This is a genomic window from Actinoplanes sp. NPDC021490, from assembly GCF_055562135.1.
Genome location: NZ_JBVHFW010000027.1, coordinates 22,495 through 44,185, shown reverse-complemented (window position 1 = coordinate 44,185; position 21,691 = coordinate 22,495). Strand labels below are relative to the sequence as shown.

The 21,691-nt window shown below is 69.4% G+C and carries 17 protein-coding genes; 10 read left to right on the top strand and 7 right to left on the bottom strand.

The genetic code is table 11. The features are described 5' to 3' along the window. The first annotated feature begins 290 nt into the window (after positions 1-290). The 4 genes from ACZ3I4_RS45545 to ACZ3I4_RS45530 all read left to right on the top strand — a co-directional run bounded on the left by ACZ3I4_RS45545 (position 291) and on the right by ACZ3I4_RS45530 (position 5,683). Positions 291-2,309 carry a fibronectin type III domain-containing protein gene (locus ACZ3I4_RS45545; RefSeq protein ID WP_465388409.1) on the top strand — a complete coding sequence of 673 codons (2,019 nt, stop codon included), beginning with the start codon at positions 291-293 and terminating at the stop codon, positions 2,307-2,309. Between the two features lie 20 nt (positions 2,310-2,329). Next, the gene (locus ACZ3I4_RS45540) at positions 2,330-2,860 is read left to right on the top strand and encodes a hypothetical protein (protein WP_465388408.1); all 531 of its coding nucleotides are present in this window, start codon (positions 2,330-2,332) and stop codon (positions 2,858-2,860) included. Positions 2,861-3,194: 334 nt separating this feature from the next. Beyond that, positions 3,195-4,853 (top strand): serine/threonine-protein kinase, encoded by a 1,659-nt coding sequence (locus ACZ3I4_RS45535; RefSeq protein WP_465388506.1) that lies wholly within the window; start codon positions 3,195-3,197, stop codon positions 4,851-4,853. 53 nt (positions 4,854-4,906) lie between these two features. Beyond that, on the top strand, positions 4,907-5,683 hold the full coding sequence (locus ACZ3I4_RS45530) for a hypothetical protein (protein WP_465388407.1): 777 nt from the start codon (positions 4,907-4,909) through the stop codon (positions 5,681-5,683). Between the two features lie 190 nt (positions 5,684-5,873). Here the strand turns inward: ACZ3I4_RS45530 and ACZ3I4_RS45525 are convergent, their stop codons facing one another. Continuing rightward, on the bottom strand, positions 5,874-6,779 hold the full coding sequence (locus tag ACZ3I4_RS45525) for a hypothetical protein (protein ID WP_465388406.1): 906 nt from the start codon (positions 6,777-6,779) through the stop codon (positions 5,874-5,876). A gap of 647 nt (positions 6,780-7,426) precedes the next feature. On the opposite strand from ACZ3I4_RS45525, the gene ACZ3I4_RS45520 reads away from it, so the two are divergent. Continuing rightward, positions 7,427-7,696: a hypothetical protein gene (locus ACZ3I4_RS45520; RefSeq protein ID WP_465388405.1), complete on the top strand. Its 270-nt coding sequence runs from the start codon at positions 7,427-7,429 to the stop codon at positions 7,694-7,696. A 202-nt stretch (positions 7,697-7,898) separates the two neighbouring features. Here ACZ3I4_RS45520 and ACZ3I4_RS45515 read toward each other — a convergent pair whose 3' ends face one another. Together ACZ3I4_RS45515 and ACZ3I4_RS45510 are read right to left on the bottom strand one after the other, a co-directional pair. After that, on the bottom strand, positions 7,899-8,297 hold the full coding sequence (locus tag ACZ3I4_RS45515) for a hypothetical protein (RefSeq protein ID WP_465388404.1): 399 nt from the start codon (positions 8,295-8,297) through the stop codon (positions 7,899-7,901). Beyond that, positions 8,294-8,485, bottom strand: coding sequence for a hypothetical protein (locus ACZ3I4_RS45510; RefSeq protein ID WP_465388403.1), 192 nt, complete (start codon positions 8,483-8,485; stop codon positions 8,294-8,296). The genes ACZ3I4_RS45515 and ACZ3I4_RS45510 overlap by 4 nt, the downstream gene beginning before the upstream one ends. Positions 8,486-9,290: 805 nt before the next feature. Between ACZ3I4_RS45510 and ACZ3I4_RS45505 the strand changes: the two genes are divergently transcribed. Then, positions 9,291-10,148, top strand: a complete 858-nt coding sequence (locus tag ACZ3I4_RS45505; RefSeq protein ID WP_465388402.1) for an IS5 family transposase — start codon at positions 9,291-9,293, stop codon at positions 10,146-10,148. Between the two features lie 118 nt (positions 10,149-10,266). Here ACZ3I4_RS45505 and ACZ3I4_RS45500 read toward each other — a convergent pair whose 3' ends face one another. Further along, a complete protein-coding gene (locus tag ACZ3I4_RS45500; protein WP_465388401.1) occupies positions 10,267-12,768 on the bottom strand; it encodes a calcium-binding protein in 2,502 nt (833 codons plus the stop codon). Between the two features lie 588 nt (positions 12,769-13,356). Between ACZ3I4_RS45500 and ACZ3I4_RS45495 the strand changes: the two genes are divergently transcribed. Continuing rightward, complete coding sequence (locus ACZ3I4_RS45495) at positions 13,357-13,494, top strand: hypothetical protein (RefSeq protein WP_465388400.1); 138 nt, start codon at positions 13,357-13,359, stop codon at positions 13,492-13,494. A 70-nt stretch (positions 13,495-13,564) separates the two neighbouring features. Here ACZ3I4_RS45495 and ACZ3I4_RS45490 read toward each other — a convergent pair whose 3' ends face one another. Next, the gene (locus tag ACZ3I4_RS45490; protein WP_465388399.1) at positions 13,565-17,932 is read right to left on the bottom strand and encodes an nSTAND1 domain-containing NTPase; all 4,368 of its coding nucleotides are present in this window, start codon (positions 17,930-17,932) and stop codon (positions 13,565-13,567) included. 488 nt (positions 17,933-18,420) lie between these two features. Here ACZ3I4_RS45490 and ACZ3I4_RS45485 point away from each other — a divergent pair, with 488 nt between their 5' ends. Continuing rightward, positions 18,421-18,666 carry a hypothetical protein gene (locus ACZ3I4_RS45485; RefSeq protein ID WP_465388398.1) on the top strand — a complete coding sequence of 82 codons (246 nt, stop codon included), beginning with the start codon at positions 18,421-18,423 and terminating at the stop codon, positions 18,664-18,666. A 275-nt stretch (positions 18,667-18,941) separates the two neighbouring features. Here the strand turns inward: ACZ3I4_RS45485 and ACZ3I4_RS45480 are convergent, their stop codons facing one another. After that, positions 18,942-19,457, bottom strand: a complete 516-nt coding sequence (locus ACZ3I4_RS45480; RefSeq protein WP_465388397.1) for a hypothetical protein — start codon at positions 19,455-19,457, stop codon at positions 18,942-18,944. A 146-nt stretch (positions 19,458-19,603) separates the two neighbouring features. Continuing rightward, positions 19,604-19,837, bottom strand: a complete 234-nt coding sequence (locus tag ACZ3I4_RS45475; RefSeq protein ID WP_465388396.1) for a hypothetical protein — start codon at positions 19,835-19,837, stop codon at positions 19,604-19,606. A 193-nt stretch (positions 19,838-20,030) separates the two neighbouring features. Here ACZ3I4_RS45475 and ACZ3I4_RS45470 point away from each other — a divergent pair, with 193 nt between their 5' ends. Then, positions 20,031-20,654 carry a carbonic anhydrase gene (locus tag ACZ3I4_RS45470; protein ID WP_465388395.1) on the top strand — a complete coding sequence of 208 codons (624 nt, stop codon included), beginning with the start codon at positions 20,031-20,033 and terminating at the stop codon, positions 20,652-20,654. Further along, on the top strand, positions 20,651-21,454 hold the full coding sequence (locus ACZ3I4_RS45465) for a hypothetical protein (protein WP_465388394.1): 804 nt from the start codon (positions 20,651-20,653) through the stop codon (positions 21,452-21,454). The genes ACZ3I4_RS45470 and ACZ3I4_RS45465 overlap by 4 nt, the downstream gene beginning before the upstream one ends. Positions 21,455-21,691 lie beyond the last annotated feature (237 nt).

Genomic DNA, 21,691 nt, shown 5'->3' with positions numbered 1-21,691 from the left:
ATCCATGGCGCCGACCGTCGATATAGATCATCTGGCCAGCGCGCGACGCTAGCACGCGCGCCCAAACCGGCCGAACACTCCGATACGCGCCGCACCAGGGGGCGCCGACGGCCCTTGCAGAGCTGGTGCTCTCGGCCTCTGTGACCACGGCTGGGCCCGGATCGGGCCGAGCGGTAAGCGGTGCAAGGTGGCGGCGTTAAGCCCTTCTTAGATTTTCCTAAATATCCGAACTTGTCGATACGTCGACCCGTACGGTGTGGCCGTCACCCCACCGGAAGGTCTCGCCTCGTATGTCCTCCTCACGCCGTCGACGGCCCGTACGCCGCATCGCGCTCATCGCGTCCGGTGCGCTCGCCCTCGGGCTCGTCGGCGTTCCTTCCGCTCTCGGCAGCGCCTGGCTGCTACCCGGCGCGGCGCATCGAGACACCAGCAAGGTCGCCGTGGCCGATCCCGAGCCCCTCGCGTCGGTCGCCGCCGACGAACCCGGTAAGGGCCTCGTCCACCGGGGTCTCAAGCCAGGCGCCAAGGGCTCGCCGTGCGCCGGTGAGTACGAGGTCGTCGGCACCGACCGTTGCTCGCACGGCCCGGACGAGGCTCCGCCCGGGCTGTCGGTGACCAAGCGGGTGGCCCCGGTCGCCGCCGCGCGGCCCGAGCCCGTGGTGCCGAAGCGGACGGCGCCGCTGCGCAGCGCTGACGGGTTCGCGCTGGCCGGGCCGGCCGGCACGACCACGCCCGCCGCCACGAACAGTGTGGTGTGCGACGGTGACGGGCAGACCGGCAAGCGGGTCCAGGTGCTGTATGTCCGGGCGGCGGGCACCGCGAGCCGCTTCGCCGCGTACGAGGCGTCGTTCCGCACCTGGGCGGCCGGGGTGGACACCATCTACGACGCCAGCGCGCAGGACACCGGCGGGCGACGTCATTTGCGGTACGTGACCACCGCGGACTGCCAGGTCGACGTGCGGGAGGTCGAGGTGCCGGCCGGGCAGCTGGACGACTTCAGCAAGACGATCAGCGCCCTCAGGACACTGGGCTTCAACCGGACCGACCGCAAGTACATGATCTTCGGCGAGTCGAATGTCTACTGCGGCATCGGCACGTTCGCCGGCGACGACCAGGCGTCCGCCCGCAACCGGAGCAACACCGGTCCGTCGTACGGCCGCAGCGACACCGGATGCTGGGCGGCGAGCGTGGCGGCCCACGAGCTCGGCCACAACCTGGGCGCGGTCAGCAACAGCGCGCCGAACTCCAGCAAGGTCGGTCACTGCGTCGACGACTACGACGTGATGTGCTACAAGGACGCGCCGGAGACAGTCGTGAAGATCGTCTGCACGAACCGGGCCCTGGAGAACCGGTTCGACTGCAACCACGACGACTACTACAGCACCGACCCGGAGCCGGGCAGCTATCTCGCCTCGCACTGGAACGTGGCGAACAACGAGTTCCTCATCGCCGGCGATCCCGGTGGTGCGACGCCGACGCCGTCACCCACGACGACCAGCAGCGCACCCACCGCCGTTCCGTCGCCGACGGTCAGTAGCGCCTCCCCCACCGCGGGCCCGTCGCCCACGACGACCGCGACCCCGACGGCCACCACGACGGCTTCGCCCGGCCCGACCCCGACGACGCCTGCTCCCGGTCCGACCGGCACGGTCACTCCGACCCCGACGAGCGGCGCCACCGCGAAGCTCACGGTCGTCGACGTGACCACCAGCTCGGTCCGGCTCAGCTGGCCGGCGGCGGCCCGCGGCAGCCAGTACGGCGTGGTCGTCGACGGCCGCACGGCCGGCACGGTCCGCTCCACCAGCGTCTCGCTCACCGGGCTCGCGCCCGGGCGAACGTACCGGATGAAGATCGTCGTCCGCGGTGCGGACCACACCGGCGAGGCGACGGTGACGACTCCGGCCGCGACCGTGCCCGCGGTCGAGACGTGGTTCTCGCTGACGAACGCGCTCACCGGCGAGTCGGCCGCCCTGTACGGGGCGCGCAGCGCGGTCCGTACCCCGCTGGTGACCTTCGGCGGCGACGGCGGAGCGAGCCAGGCGTGGCGGCTCGACGGTGGCAAGCTCGTCTCGAAGGCGACCGGCAAGTGTGTCGCTCCCCTGGGCCGTGCCGCGGGCAGCCCGCTCGTGCAGCAGGAGTGTGCCGGCGCGCCCGCATTCGAGCTGACCCGCACCGCGGCTGGTCTGTCCCTGACCAGCGGCGGCCTGGTCGTCGGCGTGGCGGACACCGCCTATGCCGGGCGACCGCTGCTGGCCCTGCAGAACCCGACCGGCGCCCGGCAGCAGGCATGGTCGGCCGACCCGCTGTGATCCGGCGCCTCGGGGCGGTCGTGCCGACGGCAGCCATCGTGCTGCTGCTCGGCACGGCCGCCGCGGCCCAGGCGCACGCCGGGCTGGTCCTGACTGTCAACGACGACGGACACGGTGCCGTGTCGGTGGACGTCGCCTGGGAGGACGGCCACCCGGTCACCGAGCCGGTGGCCGGAACGCTCGTGGCGGTCTCGTCCGCCGGCAATCAGGTGGGCCCCGCCGCGCTCCGCCGGACAACGAGCGGCTCCACCGTGGCGTACGAGGACGCACTGAAGCCCGGCACCTGGCAGGTCACCATCGATCTCGCGATGCCGGGCATCGGGCACTGCGTGGCCGAGGTGGTCGTGCCGGCGGCAACCGCCCCGGGGCGGTCCGGCACCCAGCGCTGCGGTGAGACGCTGCCTCCCATCGCCGTGCCACCCGCGACCGCCAAGCCGGCCTCGGGGACGGGCAACTCGGTCGTCCTGCTCTTCGCTGCGGCCGGGGTCATCGCGCTGGGCACCGCCGCGGCGATAGTGCTCCGCCGACGCCGTCCGGCGGGCCGCCGATGAACACGACCCGAGTATGGCGGGTCGGCCGGTTCGTCCCTGTGGTGCACGCTTACAAGGCGCGCGCCAGCCGATCACAGCTGGACGTCACCGCCGAGCTGCCGGTCACCGCCTGACCGGACGGCACAGCATCACGCGCTGGGGGATCGGCCTGCGCAACGCGGGGGTCCGCCTGCTGCGGCCGATTGCCCCGGTTCGGCGGGTTGAGCGGTCGGGGTGGCCCGTCCGGTCGACGAAGGTAGCCGTTGCGCGGATCCTCAGTGGTTCTTTCGCCAGGCCAGAATGGTCGGCGCGGCGGAGACAGACATCCGCCCCCAACAATGGTGGAGTGCCTCGAATGAGCGGCTGGCAGCTCTCCGGTTATACGCCTGTCCGGCCGCTCGGCGCCGGTGCGTCTGGCAGCGTCGTCCTCGCCATCCACGACGAGACCGGCATCCCGGTCGCCATCAAATATCTGGTACGCGGGCTCGGGGAAGACCCATCGTTCCGGGCGGCCTTCCGGCGGGAGGCGCGGCTGCTCGGGGAGATCGACGACCCGAACGTCTCCCGGCTTTATGAATACGTCGAATCCGCCGACGGCGCGGCGATCGTGATGGAGCTGGTCAACGGGGTGTCGCTGCGGCAGATGCTGCGCGAGCACGGCCCGACCACCCCCGAGGCGGCGCTCTGCCTGTTGAAGGGCTCCCTCGCCGGGCTGGGCGCGGCGCACGCCCACGGCGTTGTGCACCGCGACTACAAGCCCGAAAATGTGCTGGTCACTGGGGAGGGCCGGAGCAAGCTGGCCGACTTCGGCATCGCGGCCCCGGTCGGGCAGGGTTCCGACACCGTCGTCTCCGGCACGCCTCGCTACATGGCGCCCGAGCAGTGGACGGGCGTCCCGCCGACGCCGGCCTGCGACATCTACGCCGCCACCGCCACCTTCTTCGAGTGCCTGACCGGGAAGCCGCCGTACGATGGGCCGAGCCTGTTCGTCCTGTACGAGCAGCACGCCCACGCACCCATCCCTACCGTCCCGGCCCCGGCGCCGGTGCACGACCTGCTCCGGCTCGGTTTGGCCAAGCAGCCCGCCGACCGCCCCCCGCACGCCCGGGACTTCCTCGAGCGGTTGGAACAGGTGGCCGGCACCGCGTACGGGCCGGCCTGGGAAGATCGTGGGCTGCGCGAGCTGGCGCGCCGGGCCGCCCTGCTCGCCCTGCTGTGGCCGTTCCCCGACGGCAGCGAGGGTGCCACCAGTCTGGCCTCGACGACGGTCGGGACTGGGCCCGGTGGTTATCTGCGGGGCCGCAAGGGGGTCGCACTGGCGGGAAGTGCCGTTGTCGTGGCCCTGCTGATCGGCGGGGCGGGGTACCGCTACGCCGCCGCCGACTCCCCGGCCGGTGCGGAAGCCCGGGCGAACTCGGCCGTCTTCGAACCGGCCGGGGCCGGACCGTCCAGCGCGACTCCCCCGACCGCCTCGGCGGTCGCGGCGGTCTCGCCGACCCCGAGCGGCTCGGTGACGCCGACCGCGACGGCGCTGCCCGCCAGTCCGGGCGCCACGCCCAGTCCGTCCGCGACAGCCTCGCCGACCGGTGTGCCCGCGCCTCCTCCCACCCCCAGTGCCACGCCGACGCCGTCGACCAGCACCTCCGCGCCCCCGAGGGCCGACACGACCGCCCCCACGGTCGGCGCCGTACGCAGCAGCCGGTCGTCGCTGGAGGGCGAGAAGTGCCAGTACGGCGTCCGTACGAGCACGATCTCGGCCACCGTCACCGACGATCGGAGCGGCCCGTCCGCGCTGAAAGTCAGCTTCAGCTACACCCTCGGCGGCACCACCTCGACCGTGGCGATGAGATCGGCCGGGCGCAACGTCTTTCAGGGAACGCTCGGCCCCTTGCCGATGCAGAGGGTGGCCACCCGCACGACGATCGCCGTCGTGGCCCTCGACGCCGCCGGCAACACTGCCCGGTCGGCGTCACCGGCCACCGTGGCTCTCGACAACACGTGCACCCCCGGTTAGGAGCAAGTTGTGCTGGCTGCACAGAAGCGCAGGCCCACGCGGGGACGGCGAGCGTGACCCGGCCGGAGGAACCCGCCGGCGGCCGGGCGATGCCGCCGCCCGCCGACCCGTGGGCAACCATCGACCGTCCCGCCCCCACTGTGTACTTCGGCCACGATCCCGACGTGACCGCCGCCATCAGCGCGCAGAACCGGCCGGGATTGAACCCGACCGTGCACCTGCCGGGTACGCAACCGGCGGTGCACCGGCCCGGGTCGAACCCCGCTACGCAAGCCGGCCCGGCTGCTCAGGCCGTGCACCGGGACGCGCCGGCGCCGACCGTACGCGCCGATGGCGAGATGCGCTTCGGACCCGGCGTGCCGATTGCCCCGGTGGCCGCCCCCGGCTGGCCGGCTGCCACCCCCGTAGGCCGTCCGCGCCCGGTGTGGCGCCGGCTGGTGTCGGTTCTCTCCAGCCTGCTGACGCTCGTCCTGATCGGAGTCGCCGGCCTGTACATCTGGCAACGGCTCAGCCCCCTGGAGATAGAAGGCGTCACGGTGGCCGTGCCCCAGCCGGCCGGAAGCCGCTGTGACGTCACCATCGACGTGATCGCCACCGTTCGCACCAACGGCAGAAGTGGCGCGATCCGCTATCAGTGGTTCCGCTCGGACGCGCCGCCGGGAGCCGTCCTCACCGAGCAGGTCGGCCGGGGGCAGGGCGTCGCCACTCTCATCCTGAAATGGACGTTCAGCGGCGTCGGTTCGACCTCGGAGACCGCCACCGTCAACATCCTCGAACCGTCGCCGATCCAGTCCGGCACGCCCGTCACCTATCGTTGCCGACGCGGCTGACCGAGAGCCGGGACATCGGCGCAAATGTCTCGCGGAACCGGTCCGGTTCCGTCATCAAGTCTGGGCCGCCGGCCGCGCCCGGTGCGTCGTAGGGGGTCGGCCGGGCTGCGGCAGCCAGCAGAGATGCCGGGAAAGGGGCCTGCACGTCCAGGCAGCCTGCGCACTCCCGAGCCGGCGCATCGGAATCTTGTCAGCTACCCGGCTGACGGATTGCGGCGCCCGGATCTGTGCTCTGCTCGAGGGCCGTCCACCACTCCTCCAGCTCGTCGACCCGGCTCTGGAGTGCAGCGTTCGCCGCCCGGGCGGTCGCCAGTTCCTCGGTCAGCGCACCGATCGGCCCGGAGGCGGTCAGGGCGTCGAGCCAGCCCATGACCAGCCGATCCTCGGCGGCGACCCGGCGGAGCGCGGAGGCGACCACTTCCGGTGACAACTCAGCTACGAACTCTCTCGGGAGCGTGAGCAGCCGCGCGACCTCGCTGAGGCTCCGCGCGGCGGTCATCTGGCGCCGGAGGCGCTCGGCGGACGGCACCGCCGGTTCAGCCGGTGTCGCGGCCGCCGCGACCGGCTTGGCGGGCCCAGGAGCGGGCTTCGACGCAGGCGCGGGGGTAGCCCGCTCCGGTTCCGGCTCGGACTCGGCGTCCGACGGAAGATCGGGAAGGTCGTCGCCTACCCAGGCGTAGGCCAGGGTGTCGCCCTTCTGCCGTCGGACAACATTTGGCCACTTGGGCAGAACCGCCAGCGCGCGGGGCCAGTGCCGGGCCCACGTCTCGTTCCGGAGCCCGAGCTCGGCCAGACGCTCCCGGATCTCTCGCACTTTTAGCGGGACCGTCGACTCGGCCAGCAGGTGGAGAACCACCGCGAGGGGCTCTTGGGCGAAGACGGCGTGGAACAGCCGGGAGTCGGACAGCGCCAGGAAACGCAGCGAACCCCTCGTCGCGACGTGAACGTCGGCGGCTCGTGGGACGCGCTCTTCCTCATCGGTGTCATCCCATTTGACGTGATAGATCGTCCCGTCATCGGCGAGTATCGATCCGGTTCGGGCACGGCGTACGCCGAACGCATCGGACACCCGGACAAGACCCTGGTCTGCGCTCACGACTGCGACTGTAATGGTTGTCGTCGCGGCCGGGGGGCCGACCGAAGTCAACCCGTCCTGGCCAGATGCATCGGCCGTCCGTGCGCCCGGCGCCGGCTTGGCGAACAACTCGGCGAGGAAGTGGGCGTACCCGATCCACCACCCGAGACCAACCACGACTACACCGTGTTGTCACGCATCCATATCGCGCCGGACCTCGGTGCCCGGAACTCCGCGACCTCACTGCCAACGGCGTCGACCGGAAGCACGGCACCCTGCACGCATATGTCAGGCTCTCCCTGTTGACCGGTGCCCGCACTGAGGAGCTACGCGCTCTTACCTGAGCGCACGTTGACCTTGAAGAGCGATCGGACATTGATCCGCCGGTCCCGCCCTGGGCCCACCCGTCCGGTGTTCGCGCGTTGACCCGCTTGTCCCGGCCGCAGCGGCAGCACGGCTCCGGCCGCAGCGGCAGCACGGCTCCGCCTTCTTCGGCGCACACCTCTGAGACAGCGCCGTCCCGTCCGGTAGGCGTCGGCCGGGCCGCATGATCCGGCCGCAGTCCGCCCACAGCTCGCGCGCGTCCCGGCGCCGGCTTCCAGCTGGGCGCCGCCCCCGGGACCTGCACCGGATCGCCGATATGAGCGCTCCGCCGCCGTTCCCGCCGGGTGAAGCCGACCCCGCCGGCCCGGCGGCCAGAACCTTCACCGGTCCCACCTTTCTCGGCCGACGACGCCAACACGGCGAGCTGGCGCGGTACGGAGATCGGGGCGGCGAACGGCCACAGCAACGCCCGCGGCGTCGCCACGATCCTCTCGCCTCTGGCCCGGGACGGCAGAACCGGCACCGGCCGGCTTCTCCACGAGGGCACGGCGGCCTCGAATCTCGACGTCCGGACGGAGGGCGTCGACCTCGTCAACGGCCTGTTCGTTCGGTGAGGCCTGGGCTTCGCCGTCTCCGACCCGCGGACGTTGCCGTGGGTGCCGCCGGGCCGGATCGCCTACCGGGCTCTGTCCTGATCGGCCAACGGCGGGCCGGCCGACACGTCCGTCCGCGGTGCGCGCCTTGCCGGCCTCGGTCGCCGCGACCGGCCCGGACTGCACAGTCCCGGCCGGCCGTCGTATCGGCTTGACGGGGTCGTCAGCAGGCGGTGGTGGGCTCGCGGCGGACCTGAACCTGGTAGTCGTAGTTGAACGTGACGCGCTGCCAGGTGTGACCCGGAATGGCCTTCAAGAACGACCAGGCTCCACCGTTCCCGGCCGGCCGGCGGTAGAGGTTCGCGCAGTATCCGACGCCGATGTAGAACTTCTGCGAGTGGTCCCAGCCGAACTCGTCCCAGGTGTTGCTGTAGGCGGGCAGGACGGCGGGCCAGACGGACGTCGTGTCGTCGTCGTGCCAGACGCCGATGCCGACCGAACTGTTGTTGAAGATGTAGCTGTCCGGTCGGGCGGCGGCCTGGGCGGCTCCGGCCGGCGCGAGGGCGGCCGAGACCGCGACGACGAGCGCGGCGAGCAAAGCTGGAACGCGGCGACGGTTCATACCTGCAACTCCCTTGATCGAGTGACGAACGAGCTGAAGGGAGTCTCACCGCCGACTGTTGTGGAATCCCTGTGGCGGCTGTCGGCGAGAAGATCGACCACGATGTCCGGGTCGTTGAGATAACCGACGTCGGTCTCCTGCGCGCCGATGATCAGGACTCGCGGTCGTGAGCGTGCGTCCGGCTGCATGCCTCCCTCCGTCATGAGCCGCTGCTGCTGAATCGCCGGAGTCCTCGCCGCGGCGATGCCGCATGGCACGCCCACGGCATGACGTCGAGCACCGCGTACGGCGGCGCGCCGCGACGGCGCAGTCTGAGGTCGGTTACCGCGGTCGCGGCGACCATACCCAGCACAATGCATAGCGCATAGGCGCGCAGCGGCACCAGGCCAAGGTGCCACACCGCCCGCGCCGGGCTGGGCACCGCGGGCCGGCGGCGGCAGGGCCCGCACGACGGGCGTGAGTAACCGGATAATCGGCCGGGACCGGTGACGCGCGGGCGGGATCAGCGCCTCAACCGCGGGCTCGAGGCGGCCACGGGAATCCGACGGGACCACCCGTCCATACCCGTCACCATCGGCACTCGGGACAGGCCTCTGAGGCGACGGCCGAAAAGTCAGATCGGCTGGCAGGCCTGAACGCCGCAGTTACGGCGAGCGGGTGCCACCAAGGGGCCGCGTCCCGCCTGCGCCGAGCCTTGGTGGGATTCCACCAAGATCAGTGTCCGGAGGGGACTTGAGTCCCTTTTTATAGCATCCCGCACCAAAACGCCCTATAACTGGACGTTTCATTAGCATTGATGGCCTTATGACTGAGTCGAAGGCAGTGGTCGAGTAGCCCCAGCCTTGCGTCCAGTCGAATCGCGCCTTATCAACCGCTTCGCATTTGCCATGATCTGCGGGGTTTGGTAACTCGATCGTGTTTGATTGACTTTCGGCCCGTAATCGACGGACTCAGCGTCCTCAGGACAGCCTGGCATCACCATATGCCGGGAGAATGACCGACCGCCGCGCGTACCCGTCCGACCTGTCCGACGCCCGCTGGGCCTTGATCGCACCCCGGCTGACCGCCTGGCGCCAGGCCCGCACCGACGCCCGCACCAACATCGGCGTCAAGGGCCGCACCCCCACCCACGACCTGCGCGAGATCTTCAACGCGATTCTGTACGTCAACCGCACCGGTATCGCCTGGCGTTACCTGCCTCACGACTTCCCTCCACACGCGACGGTCTATGGCTATTTCGCGTTATGGAGCAAGGAAGGGATCTTCACCGAACTCAACTATCGACTCACCGGACTCGTCCGCGACCACCACGGCCGAACCGTCGAACCGACCGCATCGATCATGGACACACAGAGCGTGAAGACATCCACCAACGTGCCCGCCGAGACACAGGGCATCGACGCCGGCAAGAAGATCGTGGGCCGCAAACGCGGCATCATCACCGACACCCTCGGCCTGCTGCTCGCCGTGATCGTCACCGCCGCCAGCGTCAGCGACAACGCGATAGGCAACGACTTACTCGGCCAGGCCGCCACGATCCACCCGACCCTGGCCAAGACCTGGGTCGATGCTGGATTCAAGGTCAAAACTGTCGAACACGGCGCCACACTTGGCATCGACGTCGAAGTCGTCACCAAAGACTCCCAGGTCAAAGGGTTCAGCGTGGTCAAGCGTCGCTGGGTCGTCGAACGCACGATTGGTTGGCTCATGCAGCATCGCCGCCTCGCCCGCGACTACGAAACCCGGCCCGCCAACTCCGAAGCCATGATCACCATCGCCATGATCGACAACCTCGCCCGACGACTCACCGACGAAACCACACCAACCTGGCATGACCCCCAAAACACATAACACCACAAAATACGTTAATCAGACGTCCTCTAAGTCGCAGGCGTCGGTCTCGTCGAGGGGTAGTCGCAGTGTCGTCGATGTGGCTGGTCGACGGCACCTGATACACGACGCCCAGGGCTCATCCGCCGATCGGTGGGGTCGTAACGGTAAGTGGCCTCATCAACGGCTGCCCGGCGGTAGTCCCGTCCGCGGTGGTGTAGGACCCGTCGGGAAGCAAAGTGATCAACTGGGTGTGTCCGACCCCGTCGGTGAACCGCAGACCGCTCACCCACCATTGCCCGGGTGCCGCACCGGCGGGGAGCGTGCCGGTCAGGATCCAGCCGCTGCTGCGGAACCAGACCGGTTGCGGGGTAGTCCCAGGCAGCGAGATGGTCGCTCCGCCGGGACCGGTGAGGTAGCCGACTGCCTCAGCGACGCCGCTGTGCGCATCTCCGAGCTGCACCGATACCGTCACCGTCCGGTCCTGATCGTTGCTGACCGACTGGCCGTAGGACCATGACGTCGACAACGTGTTCAGGTTTGCCACGGGAAGCTCGCGGTCCGAGGTTCCCCGAATGATGCAGGTTGAATCGGAGCGCCCGAATGGGCAATCGTCGGTCATGATGTCATAGCCCGCGTCGGTGACGCGGAAGCTCGGCTGGGGCACCGTACCCGATGTCGCAGGAGAAGTGGCTGACCCATTCGTGGCGATCGAGTACTGGGTGGATAGGCCCACGCGGTCGGTCACTTGCAACTGCGCAAGTTGCCACGTGCCGCCGGCGGAGCTCTTTGGCAAAATGCCGGTGACTTCCCAAGCGCCGTCGTTGTCGCCGCCGGACAGCCGGCGCGCGCTCGTCAGTGCTACCAGAACGGTGAGGGTGCGGTCGGGGCTGCGCAACGCCGCGCGTACCGCAGCCACCCCCGTGCCGACGTCGGTGGCCCGCATTGTCATCGTCACCGTCTGGTCGGTGGTGTTACTGATGGTCAGTGGGCTCGTCCAGGCGACGGTGGGCATGTCGATGGCGGGTGGGGTCGTGTCGGCAGGCATCGGTGTGGCGGCGACCGGCCCGGATGCAAGGGATCGCTGCCCGAAGCCGTCCGCGGCCTCGACGGTGTAGGTATAGGCCGTGCCGTTGATCAGACCGGTGTCGGTGAACGCGGACAGGCTCGTGGTGGCGACCTGGATGCCGCCTCGGAACACTCGATGGGTTGTTGCGCCGGGCGATGCGCTCCAGGTCAAATCGACGGTGCCATCGCCGGCGGTGGCGGTCAGTGCAGTGGGGGCGGCGGGTGGCGCTGGGAGCGTTGGCTCCGGCGAGGGCTGGATCGCGGGTTCCGTGCTCGGCGTAGGCGCGATGCTTGGCGAGGGCTCGACGCTCGGTAAGGGCCCGATCGGGGGTTCCGTGCTCGGCGTATCCGCGATGCTTGGCGAGGGCTCGACGCTCGCTGAGGGCCCGATCGGGGGTTCCGTGCTCGGGGTGGGCACAACAACGGACGTAGGTGCCTGCGTCACGACGGGGATCGGGTGGACAGTCTGGCTAGACGTCGGTGCCGGAATTGGGGCGGGCTCGGTCGTGGGCGCCGGTACGTCTGTCGGCTGGCCCGCGGGTCCGCGGCTTGGCGTGGGCTGCACGGTCGGCGTTACTGCCGGGCTAGGTGTCACTGCCGGATCTAGAGCGGTGCATGCACCTGTCGGTGCAGCCTGCGCATCGTCACAGATGTCTTCCTCGTCTCCCCCGGTCACCGTGTCGGTGCCAGCACCCCCTACGAGGCGATCGTTGCCGATACCCCCGGCCAGCACGTCGTTCCCGGCGCCGCCGCTGAGGACATCGGCGCCAGCGCCGCCGGCGAGGACGTCGTTGCCGAGTCCGCCGGCAAGTTTGTCGTTGCCTTCGCCGCCAGCCAGTTTGTCGTTCCCCGCGCCACCGTCGGCCGCGTCGTCGCCAGCGCCGCCACTCAACGTATCGCCGCCGGCGCCGCCGCTGAGAGTGTCGTTGCCAGCTCCCCCGACGATGATGTTCACCGATACCGAGCCCAGCAGAATGTCACTACCGGCGCCGCCGACAAGGTTCTCAACACCAGCGCCGATCCGGTCGTTCTCACCCGTGCTGCCTGCGCCGGCCTTGCCGGACAAGGTCACGGTGACCGCGAGGGTGTGGTCGACGTATGAGACGGTGTCGGCGCCGGCCCCGCCACTGAGCTGGTCGCCGCCGGCCCCGCCGACCAGCACGTCATTGCCCGCACCTCCTGCCAGGGTGTCGTTACCGGAACCACCGATAAGCGTGTCCGCTCCCCCGGCTCCGATGAGCACGTCCACGCCCGAACCGCCGTCGAGCACGACGGTGCTGGTGGCACTGATGAGGGTGTCGTTGCCAGCGAGGCCGCAGACGACGTCCAGGGCGTGGGTGGCGCGGAGCCGGTCGTTGCCTCTGGTGCCGATGACGGTGCACGCCTTACCGTTGGAGGCTGCTGGAGTGGTCGCTGTGGCGGGTGCCGCCCACAGAGTTATGAGGCACAAGGCGAGTGCTATTGCTGCCCCGGATCGGCTCCGTCGAGCCCGGCGTTTCTGCTCGTCCGCGCTGAATGCCGCCATTGCGACATCGGGCTTCGGGTCGCTTTGTGGCCGCGTCGCCTGCCTCATATCGTCAGGGTGCGTCAGCTCGAGTGACAGGATCGCCGGTATCGGGAAAATGATCCGCCAGCCCCCTCAGCAGGCGACGGCCGGTCGTGGTGACGTTGCCCGGGGCCATACGAATGAAATGGACCACGGCATGATCGCCGATCAAAGAGAAGGAAGTACGCGAAACGCGGGTCGGTGAACGCAACCCGGACGAAGGCGCTGGCTACTGCTTCGTACGCTACGACTGGGAGGCGCACATGACCAACGCTAGTGCCGTGACCACGAACCTTTGAGGTATTGGGTCAAGCTGCGAGAAGTGGCGGGTTGGCCCCAATGTCATTGACGTTCGCTGCGGATGGGGAGCGATCAGCTCGACGCGATCGCAGACGCCTTCAACGATCTATTGCGCCTGCTCAGCGAAGCTGACCCCCGGGACCGGGCGGAACTCTACAGCCGGATCGGCCTGCGGCTGACCTACAAACCGGGCCCAGAAACACTGATCGCCGAGGTTCACACCCGGCGGATCTTCGTGTCTTTGATATGTGTCCGGAGTCCGACAGGCGGGAAGGACGAACGGCGCGCCGTACGACCGCCCTGGAAGCCGGCCGGGTGACCGCGCTGATCCGCGGCGTGACCGACGTCGACAACCAGCTCATATCCGACGTGGACGACACCGGCCCTCGGGCACTGCCGGCCACCCGTTCCGATGCCATTACCTGCCGCTGGACAACGATTGGCCGAGGCTGACCGCAGCGTCGTCACGCCCCCGGGGCGCGACGGCCACCCGGGACGACCCGGGTCGCTTCCTACCTGCGGCCTATTGGCACGCGGGCACGTACGGTTCGCCCTCCGCGTAGGTGTTCCACTCGCTGGGGGTGAGTTCACCGGTCTGTTCACACAGGCTGCGGACTGGATCGACGTACAGGGCCGGCTCCCACAGCCGCACCGTCCAGTCGGTGCCGGCGGTGGCGAGCAGTTTGCCGTCCGGGCTGAACGCCACCGCCCACACGTAGCCGGTGTGGCCGATCAGAGGTGCGCCGACCTGCCTGCGCGTGGTCAGGTCCCACAGGTGCACCGTCTCATCGCCGCCGATACTGGTGGCGAGGAGTTTGCCGTCCGGGCTGAAAGCCACCGCCGACACGGGGCCGCTGTGGCTGGTCAGAGGTGCACCCACCTGTCTGCGGGTGATCGGGTCCCACAGCTGGACCGTTCCGTCGTCCTCGCCACCTCTGGTGGTGGCGAGCAGTTTGCCGTCCGGGCTGAACGCCATCGCCAACCCCTGACTGATATGGCTGGTTAGACGTGCGCCTACCTGTCTGCCGGTGGTCGGGTCCCACACCTGTACCGTCGCGCCGTCGCTGTCGCCCTCGCTGGTGCCGCCGGCGGCGGTGGCGAGCAGTCTGCCGTCCGGGCTGAACGCCATCTCCCACACCCGGCCGGTATGACCTGCCAGGGGCGCGCCGACCTGTCTACGGGTTGTGGTGTCCCACAGCCGCACCGTCCGGTCGTCGCCGGCGGTGGCAAGCAGTCTGCTATCCGGACTGAACGCAACCGTCAACACCCGGCCGCTGTGGCCGGTCAAGGGCGCGCCGACCTGTCTGCGGGTCATGGTGTCCCACAAGCGAGCGGTCCCGTCAAAGTTGCCGGCGGTGGCGAGCAGTTTGCCGTCCGGGCTGAACGCTACCGCCGACACCGCGCTGGTGTGGCCGGTCAACGGCGCGCCCGTTCGTCTACGGGTGGTGGGATCCCACAGCGAAACTGCCCCGTAGTCGCCGGCGGCGGCGAGCAGTCTGCCGTCTGGGCTGAACGCTACCGCCGACACCGCGCTGGTGTGGCCGGTCAAGGGGCCGCCGATTGGTTCGCCGGTGGAGGGGTCCCACAGCCGCACCGTCCGGTCGTGGCCGGCGGTGGCGAGCAGTCTGCCGTCCGGGCTGAACGCCATCTCCCACACCCAGTCGGTGTGGCCGGTCAAGGGGGCGCCCACCAGTGTGCCCTTAGCGGGGTCCCACAGCCGCACCGTCTTGTCGTCGCCGCCGGCGGTAGCAAGCACTTCGCCGTCCGGGCTGAACGCCAAGGCCGATACCCGGCCGGTGTGGCCGGTCAAGGGCCCGCCGATCGGTTTGCCAGTGGCCTCCCACCGCCGCACCGTCCGATCGCCGGCGGTGGCGAGCATCTTGCCGTCCGGGCTGAACGCCAACGCCGACACCTGGCCGGTGTGGCCGGTCAAGGGCCCGCCGATTGGTTCGCCTGTGGAGGGGTTCCACAGTCGCACCGTCTTGTCGTCGCCGGCGGTGGCGAGCAGTTCGCCGTCCGGGCTGAACGCCAACGCCGACACCCGGCCGGTGTGGCCGGTCAGCGGCGCGCCCACCTGTGTACCGGTGGAGGGGTTCCACAGTCGCACCGTCTTGTCGTCGCCGGCGGTGGCGAGCAGTTCGCCGTCCGGGCTGAACGCCAACGCCGACACCGCCTCGGTGTGACCGGTCAGGAGCGGGACGACCAGTCTGCCGGTGGTGGCGTCCAACAAACTTACTGTCCCGTCGTAGTCGCCGGCTGTGGCGAGCATCTTGCCGTCCGGGCTAAACGCCAACGTCGAGACCCGGCCGGCGCGGTCGGCCAAGGGCGCGCCCACCGGTGTGCCGGTGAGAGGGTTCCACAGCTGCACCGTCTCGCCGTCGCCGGGGCGGGCGGTGGCAGCGGCGGTGGCGAGCAGCTTGCCGTCCGGGCTGAACGCCACTGACCACACCGAGCCGGCGTGGGGAAGTGTGCTGCGACGCTGAGTCATCAGCTCTGCTACTTGTTTGGCTGCCTCGTTGGTTCGAGCGACGTGGAAGGCAACCGCCGCCAGCTGTTGCCTTGTTGCTCGCCGGTCTCTGGGGAGGCCACGACTTTGCGCCGTGAGCTGGCGCGACAGTGCGAGCGCGTGTTGGTGATCAGCACTAGCAGCGTTCTGGTCGGCACGGTCGGCGTTCCTGACCGCTACAACCGCTGTGCCGATGGCAACCAGCAGTAACAGCGCCATGGTTGCCCCGACGGTTCGGGTAATGCGTCGCCTGCGGCGGTCACGGTGCTGGCTGGCGGCCAGGAAGGCGGCGGTCACCCCATCGACCTGAAGGTGCTGCTGCTGGTCCTGGGCCCACCGGTCAGCGGCATCCTGGACGGCGAGAAGTTGTCCGCCGCGGTACAGGTAGGAAGTGTCACGCTGATGCTCTTGCCATGCGTGGACATCGTCGATCAGTGCCCGGTGCAGCGCCTGGTCGGCGATGCTGGGCTGAAGCCAGTCGCGTAGCCGGTGCCAGGACTGCAGGATTCCTTCGTGCGCCAAGTCGACCACACCGTTGTCCGAACGGGTGATGAGCCGCTGCTCGGTGAAGTACTCCAGCACGGTGTCTAGGGCACCGTCGTCGCAGCCGGCCGCGGTCCGCAGCGCCGCCCAGGTAGCAGGACGGCGGGTAAGGCGCCCGTCTGCGGCGGCGGCCAGGTGCACGAACACCCGACGGGCCACGGCGCGATGATCATCGCTCAGAGCATGGTAGACGCGCTCGGCGCTGGTATGCACGATGGTCGCGACCCCGCCGGTGCGACGGTAGTGCTCGACCGTCAACCGGTGTGCCGGGTCGGCCTGCCACATGACGAAGAGCAGCTGCGACAGCAGCGGCAGCGTCCCGCTATCAAAACCCACCGGCAGGTTGCGATCCCGTAGGTCGTCGAGGATTGTCTGTACGAGTTCCGCCCGAACCTGCACGCCGACTGCGGCGGCCGGGCCCGTGATTACCTCTCTCAGGTCGGACTCGCTCATCGGGCCCACGGTGAACGGGCCGCCTTCGATCGCGCTGCTCACCGACGTGAACGTTGCCGCCTGATCGAGGAAGTCGCCGCGGATTCCCGCCACCACCAACGCTGCTGCCTGCCCCTGCCGCAGCGCCGGAGTAGAGGCCATAGCATGCAGCGCGGACAGGAAGACACTCTGCTGAACCGCGTTCTGGGCAAGGGTGAACAGTTCCTCGAGCTGATCGATGATCAGTACTAGCCGCGGACTTTCATCACCGTCACGTGACGATGAGTACCGGGTCAGGGCCTGCGCGGCGATCAAGTGAGCCTTCTCCGGGTAGCTGGTCAAGCTTTCGTGTACGCCGATCGCGTCCACACCCGCCAAGTCGGCCAGGTGGGTGGCCAGTTGCCGCACCGGATCCGAGCCAGGAGTCAGGATCCGCCGCGGCCACGTCCGGCACCCAGGCACGAGCCGGTCATCGGCCAGAGCCGCGACAAGCCCCGCCCGCAGCAACGATGACTTGCCCGCCCCGGATGGCCCCAGCACCAGTAGCAACCCGCCACTCGTAAGCTGTTCGCCCAGTCGTTCCAGCAACCGCGCCGTCGCCGCACGGCGACCGAAGAACACCGTGGCGTGGCGCTCCTCGAACGGCAACAAACCCAGGTAGGGGCAGCCATGCCAGCGCGGACGCGGACGCGGACCACTACCGTCATCGCTGCCCGCCATCGTCGGCACCGAGGACAGGTCGCGGAGCATGTCCACGAGCCGGCGGATGTCGGCCTCCGCTTCACGAGCTCGTTCCCGGTCGACGCTCTGGCGTGCCACCTCCAGCCGCAGGTCCTGATGCACACTTTGCAAGCTCAACCGCATCCCGGTCAGGACGAACGCGAACTCTCCGAACAGCACCGTCAACTCGGTGAAAGCGCCGACCATGGCAGGGACCAGATCCTTCCCCTCGACGCCGGCGGCGGCCTGTAACGCCGTCCCCGCGAGGTCAACTGCCTGAAACACGGCGACGACCTCACTGCGCAGATCTTGGTCAGCGGGGTTGTCGGCCCGGAACGCCGCCTCGATCCGCTGCGCGAGCGCGTCCTGCACTCTGTCCAGCGCCGGCGCACCCTTGTCCGCTGGCCGTAGCCGGGCAATGGCATTCCGGATGACCTCGGTCAGCACATTCGCTCCGACCGAGCCGAGCACACCGGCAACCAGTACCGGAGCCGCACCGGCCGCTGCCGGAGTTGCCCCGACCGCCGCAGCAATGACCGGACTCGACACGATCACCGGGGCCAACGCTGCAGCAGACAACATCCCCACCAACGCCGGAGGGGTCGCGGTCCGCAATCTGCTCGCCCCGCTGGTGACCAGATCAGCGACTGCCTCGCGCATCTTGACGACTAAAACGTCATCCAGCTCCATCAGATTTCCCACCAGCTGTCAGTCACCTGCAACGTCACGAACAGGCCCGATGCGACTGATCACCACCGTATCGACAGGGCAGGCATTCAGACCTCAACTTGGTCAACGCCCCGTTGTTCCAGCAGGCATGACACAGCAGTGCTCATCACGAACGGATGACATCCTTCCCAGCGCTTGCCATGTCACCGGGAACTGCACGTCTGTCTTGACATCGACCGCCGCGCAGCTCCGCGCGATCAGCTCTCCAAGAAATGGGGAGCCGAGGAACAGTTGGCGCCACGGTCAGCCGCAGTGGCCGGGGCGGTAGGTGCGGGAACCACCCGGTCGAACCGGGGTTACGGCGGATCAGCGGTGAACGGGATGGCCCGGGTACAGCGGAGGCGTCGACGGGTAGCCGACCATGCAACCGACCATCCGACCCAGCCAACACGGCCATCATCGAGGCAGTACGCGAGGTCGGCAGTCCCCGCTTGCGGGCGATTGATACCGTGCCCGCGTTCGGCGGCTATTCCGGCCACACGGTCGGGTGCGGCGACAAGGGCCGTCCGGATCCGTGGACCAACGACATCCAGATCAGTCCCCGCGCTCTGCCGAACCTGGCCAACGAAATCCGCAAAGACAACATCGCGAGCGTCCGGGCAGCCCTGGACCGCATCTATAAAGGCTCCTTGCACCCGCGGGCACAAGGTCACCGGGCGATGGCCGAGGCCGTACGAAAAGACCTCACCTGGTGACCGGCATCGCCCCACCGGTCTGATAAATCGCTTGCCTGCTCAACACCGACTCGCCGGTGCGGCTACTCGCGCGAAGTGCAGGTGGCCCCCGCGGTCGCAGCGACCAATCTGGTGGCACTGCTCGGCCTCTTGTCACACGTAACGAACGACGCTGGCTGGCTCACCGAGATGCCCTCAGCACCCCTGACGGTACGGTTATCGATCGAGGACCGGTCGCTAGAAGACGCAGCACAACACGCGACCGCCATGGTCAAGTCCCCGCCCAGCGCATCGCCTCACACTGGGGCCGGCTCTCGTGATGGCAGAGCCAGCGGCAGGCAGGCCACCAGGATCGTCGCCGCCGCATACGGCAGCAGGTCCAGCCGTACGCTGATCGACACATAGCCGGCCAGGAACAGCACCGGGCTCCACAGTGGCACCCGTCCGGCCGCCACGAGCAGGCCCAGCAATGACAGCAGGCCCAGCCCGAACAGCGCCGGCCCCGTCATCTCGAGCCATTCGGCCAGCGGCGGGAAGTCGCCGTACAGGTCGCCCGCGATCACCCAGAGGAAGGACGCTACGCCGATAATCGCTGCAATGGCCGCCGCCGTGGCGACCCCGCGGCGCCGCGCCGGCACAATTCCGCGCAGCTGCACCGCCAGGATGCCGAACAGGGCCATGCCGATGAAGAAGGCGACGTGGCCGACGTCCCACGCCGGCCCATTGTGCCGGTCGCCGTCCCAGCCGTCGATCCAGCGCGCGATGCCGTACGCCAGCAGAAACAGGGGCGCGAGGAGAGCCGTCGGTCTCATAGCCGAAGCCTAAAAACGACGCCGCGCCGAAGAATATCGGTGAATACCCGTAAGTCTCGGACCCGGAGGGTGTCGCGACGTGCGAGCACTTCCCTTTGCTGACAGCGCATCGGTCTGCGACGACTCCCTCGTGCCATGAGAGTCTGCTACCCGCTGAAGCTAAGACCTTCGCGGCGCTGAGCGCGGGACGGGCGGCCGGCCTGCTGCGGCGGGTGCTGCCCGGCGCGGCGCACGCGGTCTTCGAGCGTGACCACCACGCCGAATACGACTGCCCCCAGCACCAGCACCAGCACCAGCTCCTGCTGCGGCTGGTGCGTGGCCGGGCCGGTGCCGTGCTGTGGCCTGACGGTGACGCGTTCGGTGGTGGTCGCGAACCCCATGTGGCCGCGACCCGGCCCGGATCGTGCGCGGCGTCGACCCGCAGACCCAGAATCACACAGCGGCCCGTCCCGGTCACCGGCCCACCCTGCTGTGGGCGCAGGTGGTCACCGGCCGAGAAGACGATGGTCCCGGCTGTCGGGTCATGGCCATCCGCCGCGTGCCCGCGGACGCGCCGCCGGGTAGCTTGGCCGCGTGGCCAATCTCAGTCCGTCCTCCCCCGCCCACGCGTACACCGTGCTCCTCGAAGGCAACACCCGCTTCGTCCGCGGTGAACGATTGCACCCCAACCAGGACGCCGACCGCCGGGCGGAGTCAGCACCCGGACAGCGCCCGTTCGCGGTGCTCTTCGGCTGCTCCGACTCCCGTCTCGCCGCCGAAATCATCTTCGACCGGGGGCTGGGCGACCTGTTCGTCGTACGCACCGCCGGGCATGTGGCCGGCGCCGAAGTCCTCGGCAGCATCGAGTACGGGGTCACCGTGCTCGGCGCACCACTGGTCGTCGTCCTCGGTCACGACTCCTGTGGCGCTGTCACCGCCGCCAGTGACGCCGAACGGGGAGGCGTCGCCCCGCCCGGCTACATCGGAGACGTCGTCGAACGCGTGATGCCCAGCGTGCTCGCCGGGCGCTCGCAAGGACTCACCGAAGTCGACGACTTCGTCGACGAACACATCCGCCGCACCGTCGCAGCACTCGTCGGGCGCTCCGTCCTGCTCGCCGACGCGGTGTCCGCGGGCCGCTGTGCGGTCGTCGGTCTGTCCTACCGGCTGGCCGAGGGCACAGTGACTTGTGTCGCACAGCGAGGCCTGACGGCGTGAGGCAGGAAAGCCGGCGGCCTTCCCGGCGGATCCTGGTGGTCAGCGACGGCAGTCGCCTGCCCCGGGGATCCGAACTGAGCGCCGTGCTGGCCGTTCAAGCCCACCGGCTCGAGGATCTCGGATTCGACACGTCGACGGCGCAGCTCAACACCGGTGACCTCGTCGCGTCCGCCCATACTCTCGGCGCGGTACGCGGCGATGTGTCCGCCTTCTACCTCGTACACACCGAAGCCGACCAGGCCTGGCGAGTCCGTCAGGCCCTCGAACACACAGGGCACGTTGTCGTCACCGACGACGATCTCCGCGCCGTCGTGGCGGCAGCCCACCTCCTGACGGAATTGCATCGGAGGAAATGGGCGATTGATCGAAGCGCAGTGGTGGTCGCCGACAGCGACGAACTGCCCGCCATCGGCGCCCTGCTGACCGCCATCGGCATCCGCAACATGGTGTTCTGGCGACAAGCCGACGCGCCGGCTGTCCCCTTGGAGCAGGTGACCCAGGACGCCGCTGTCCTGCTCGATCTGCGCGCAGCACCAGCGCCGCACCCCCGATCCGAAGGCCACGACGGTCCCCTGGTCATCAGACTGCCGGCTCTCGCCGACGCCCTCCCTGTCCTACCGGGCCTGCTCATTGCTCTGAGCGAACGGTCCGCGCGTCTACAAACTGTCCTGGCCGCGACAGCTCACCTGCTCGCGACCACCGCAGTTCCCGGCATGCCGTTAGCCGCGCCCGGCGCAGCGCTGACCGACGAAATCGCCTGGGCAGCCCGGCAAGCCTTGTCGCATCCGCGAGGACTATGACTGCCGCTGCTCCCACCCTGGTGCCACCGGCCGCCGACCGAACCGTCCCTGCCGCCGCCGAGGCCGGACGTCGGCTTGGGCCCACGCCGGGCGTTCGTCGGGCCTGCCTCCGGGCATACGGCGTGTGCGGCGCGAGCAGCCCCCGGCGCCTGCGCGGCCAGGACCAGGGTGTGCGGCCAGGCGTCGGGCCGGCGGCCCCCCCCCCCCCCCCGCGGCGCCCCCCCCCCCCCCCCCCCC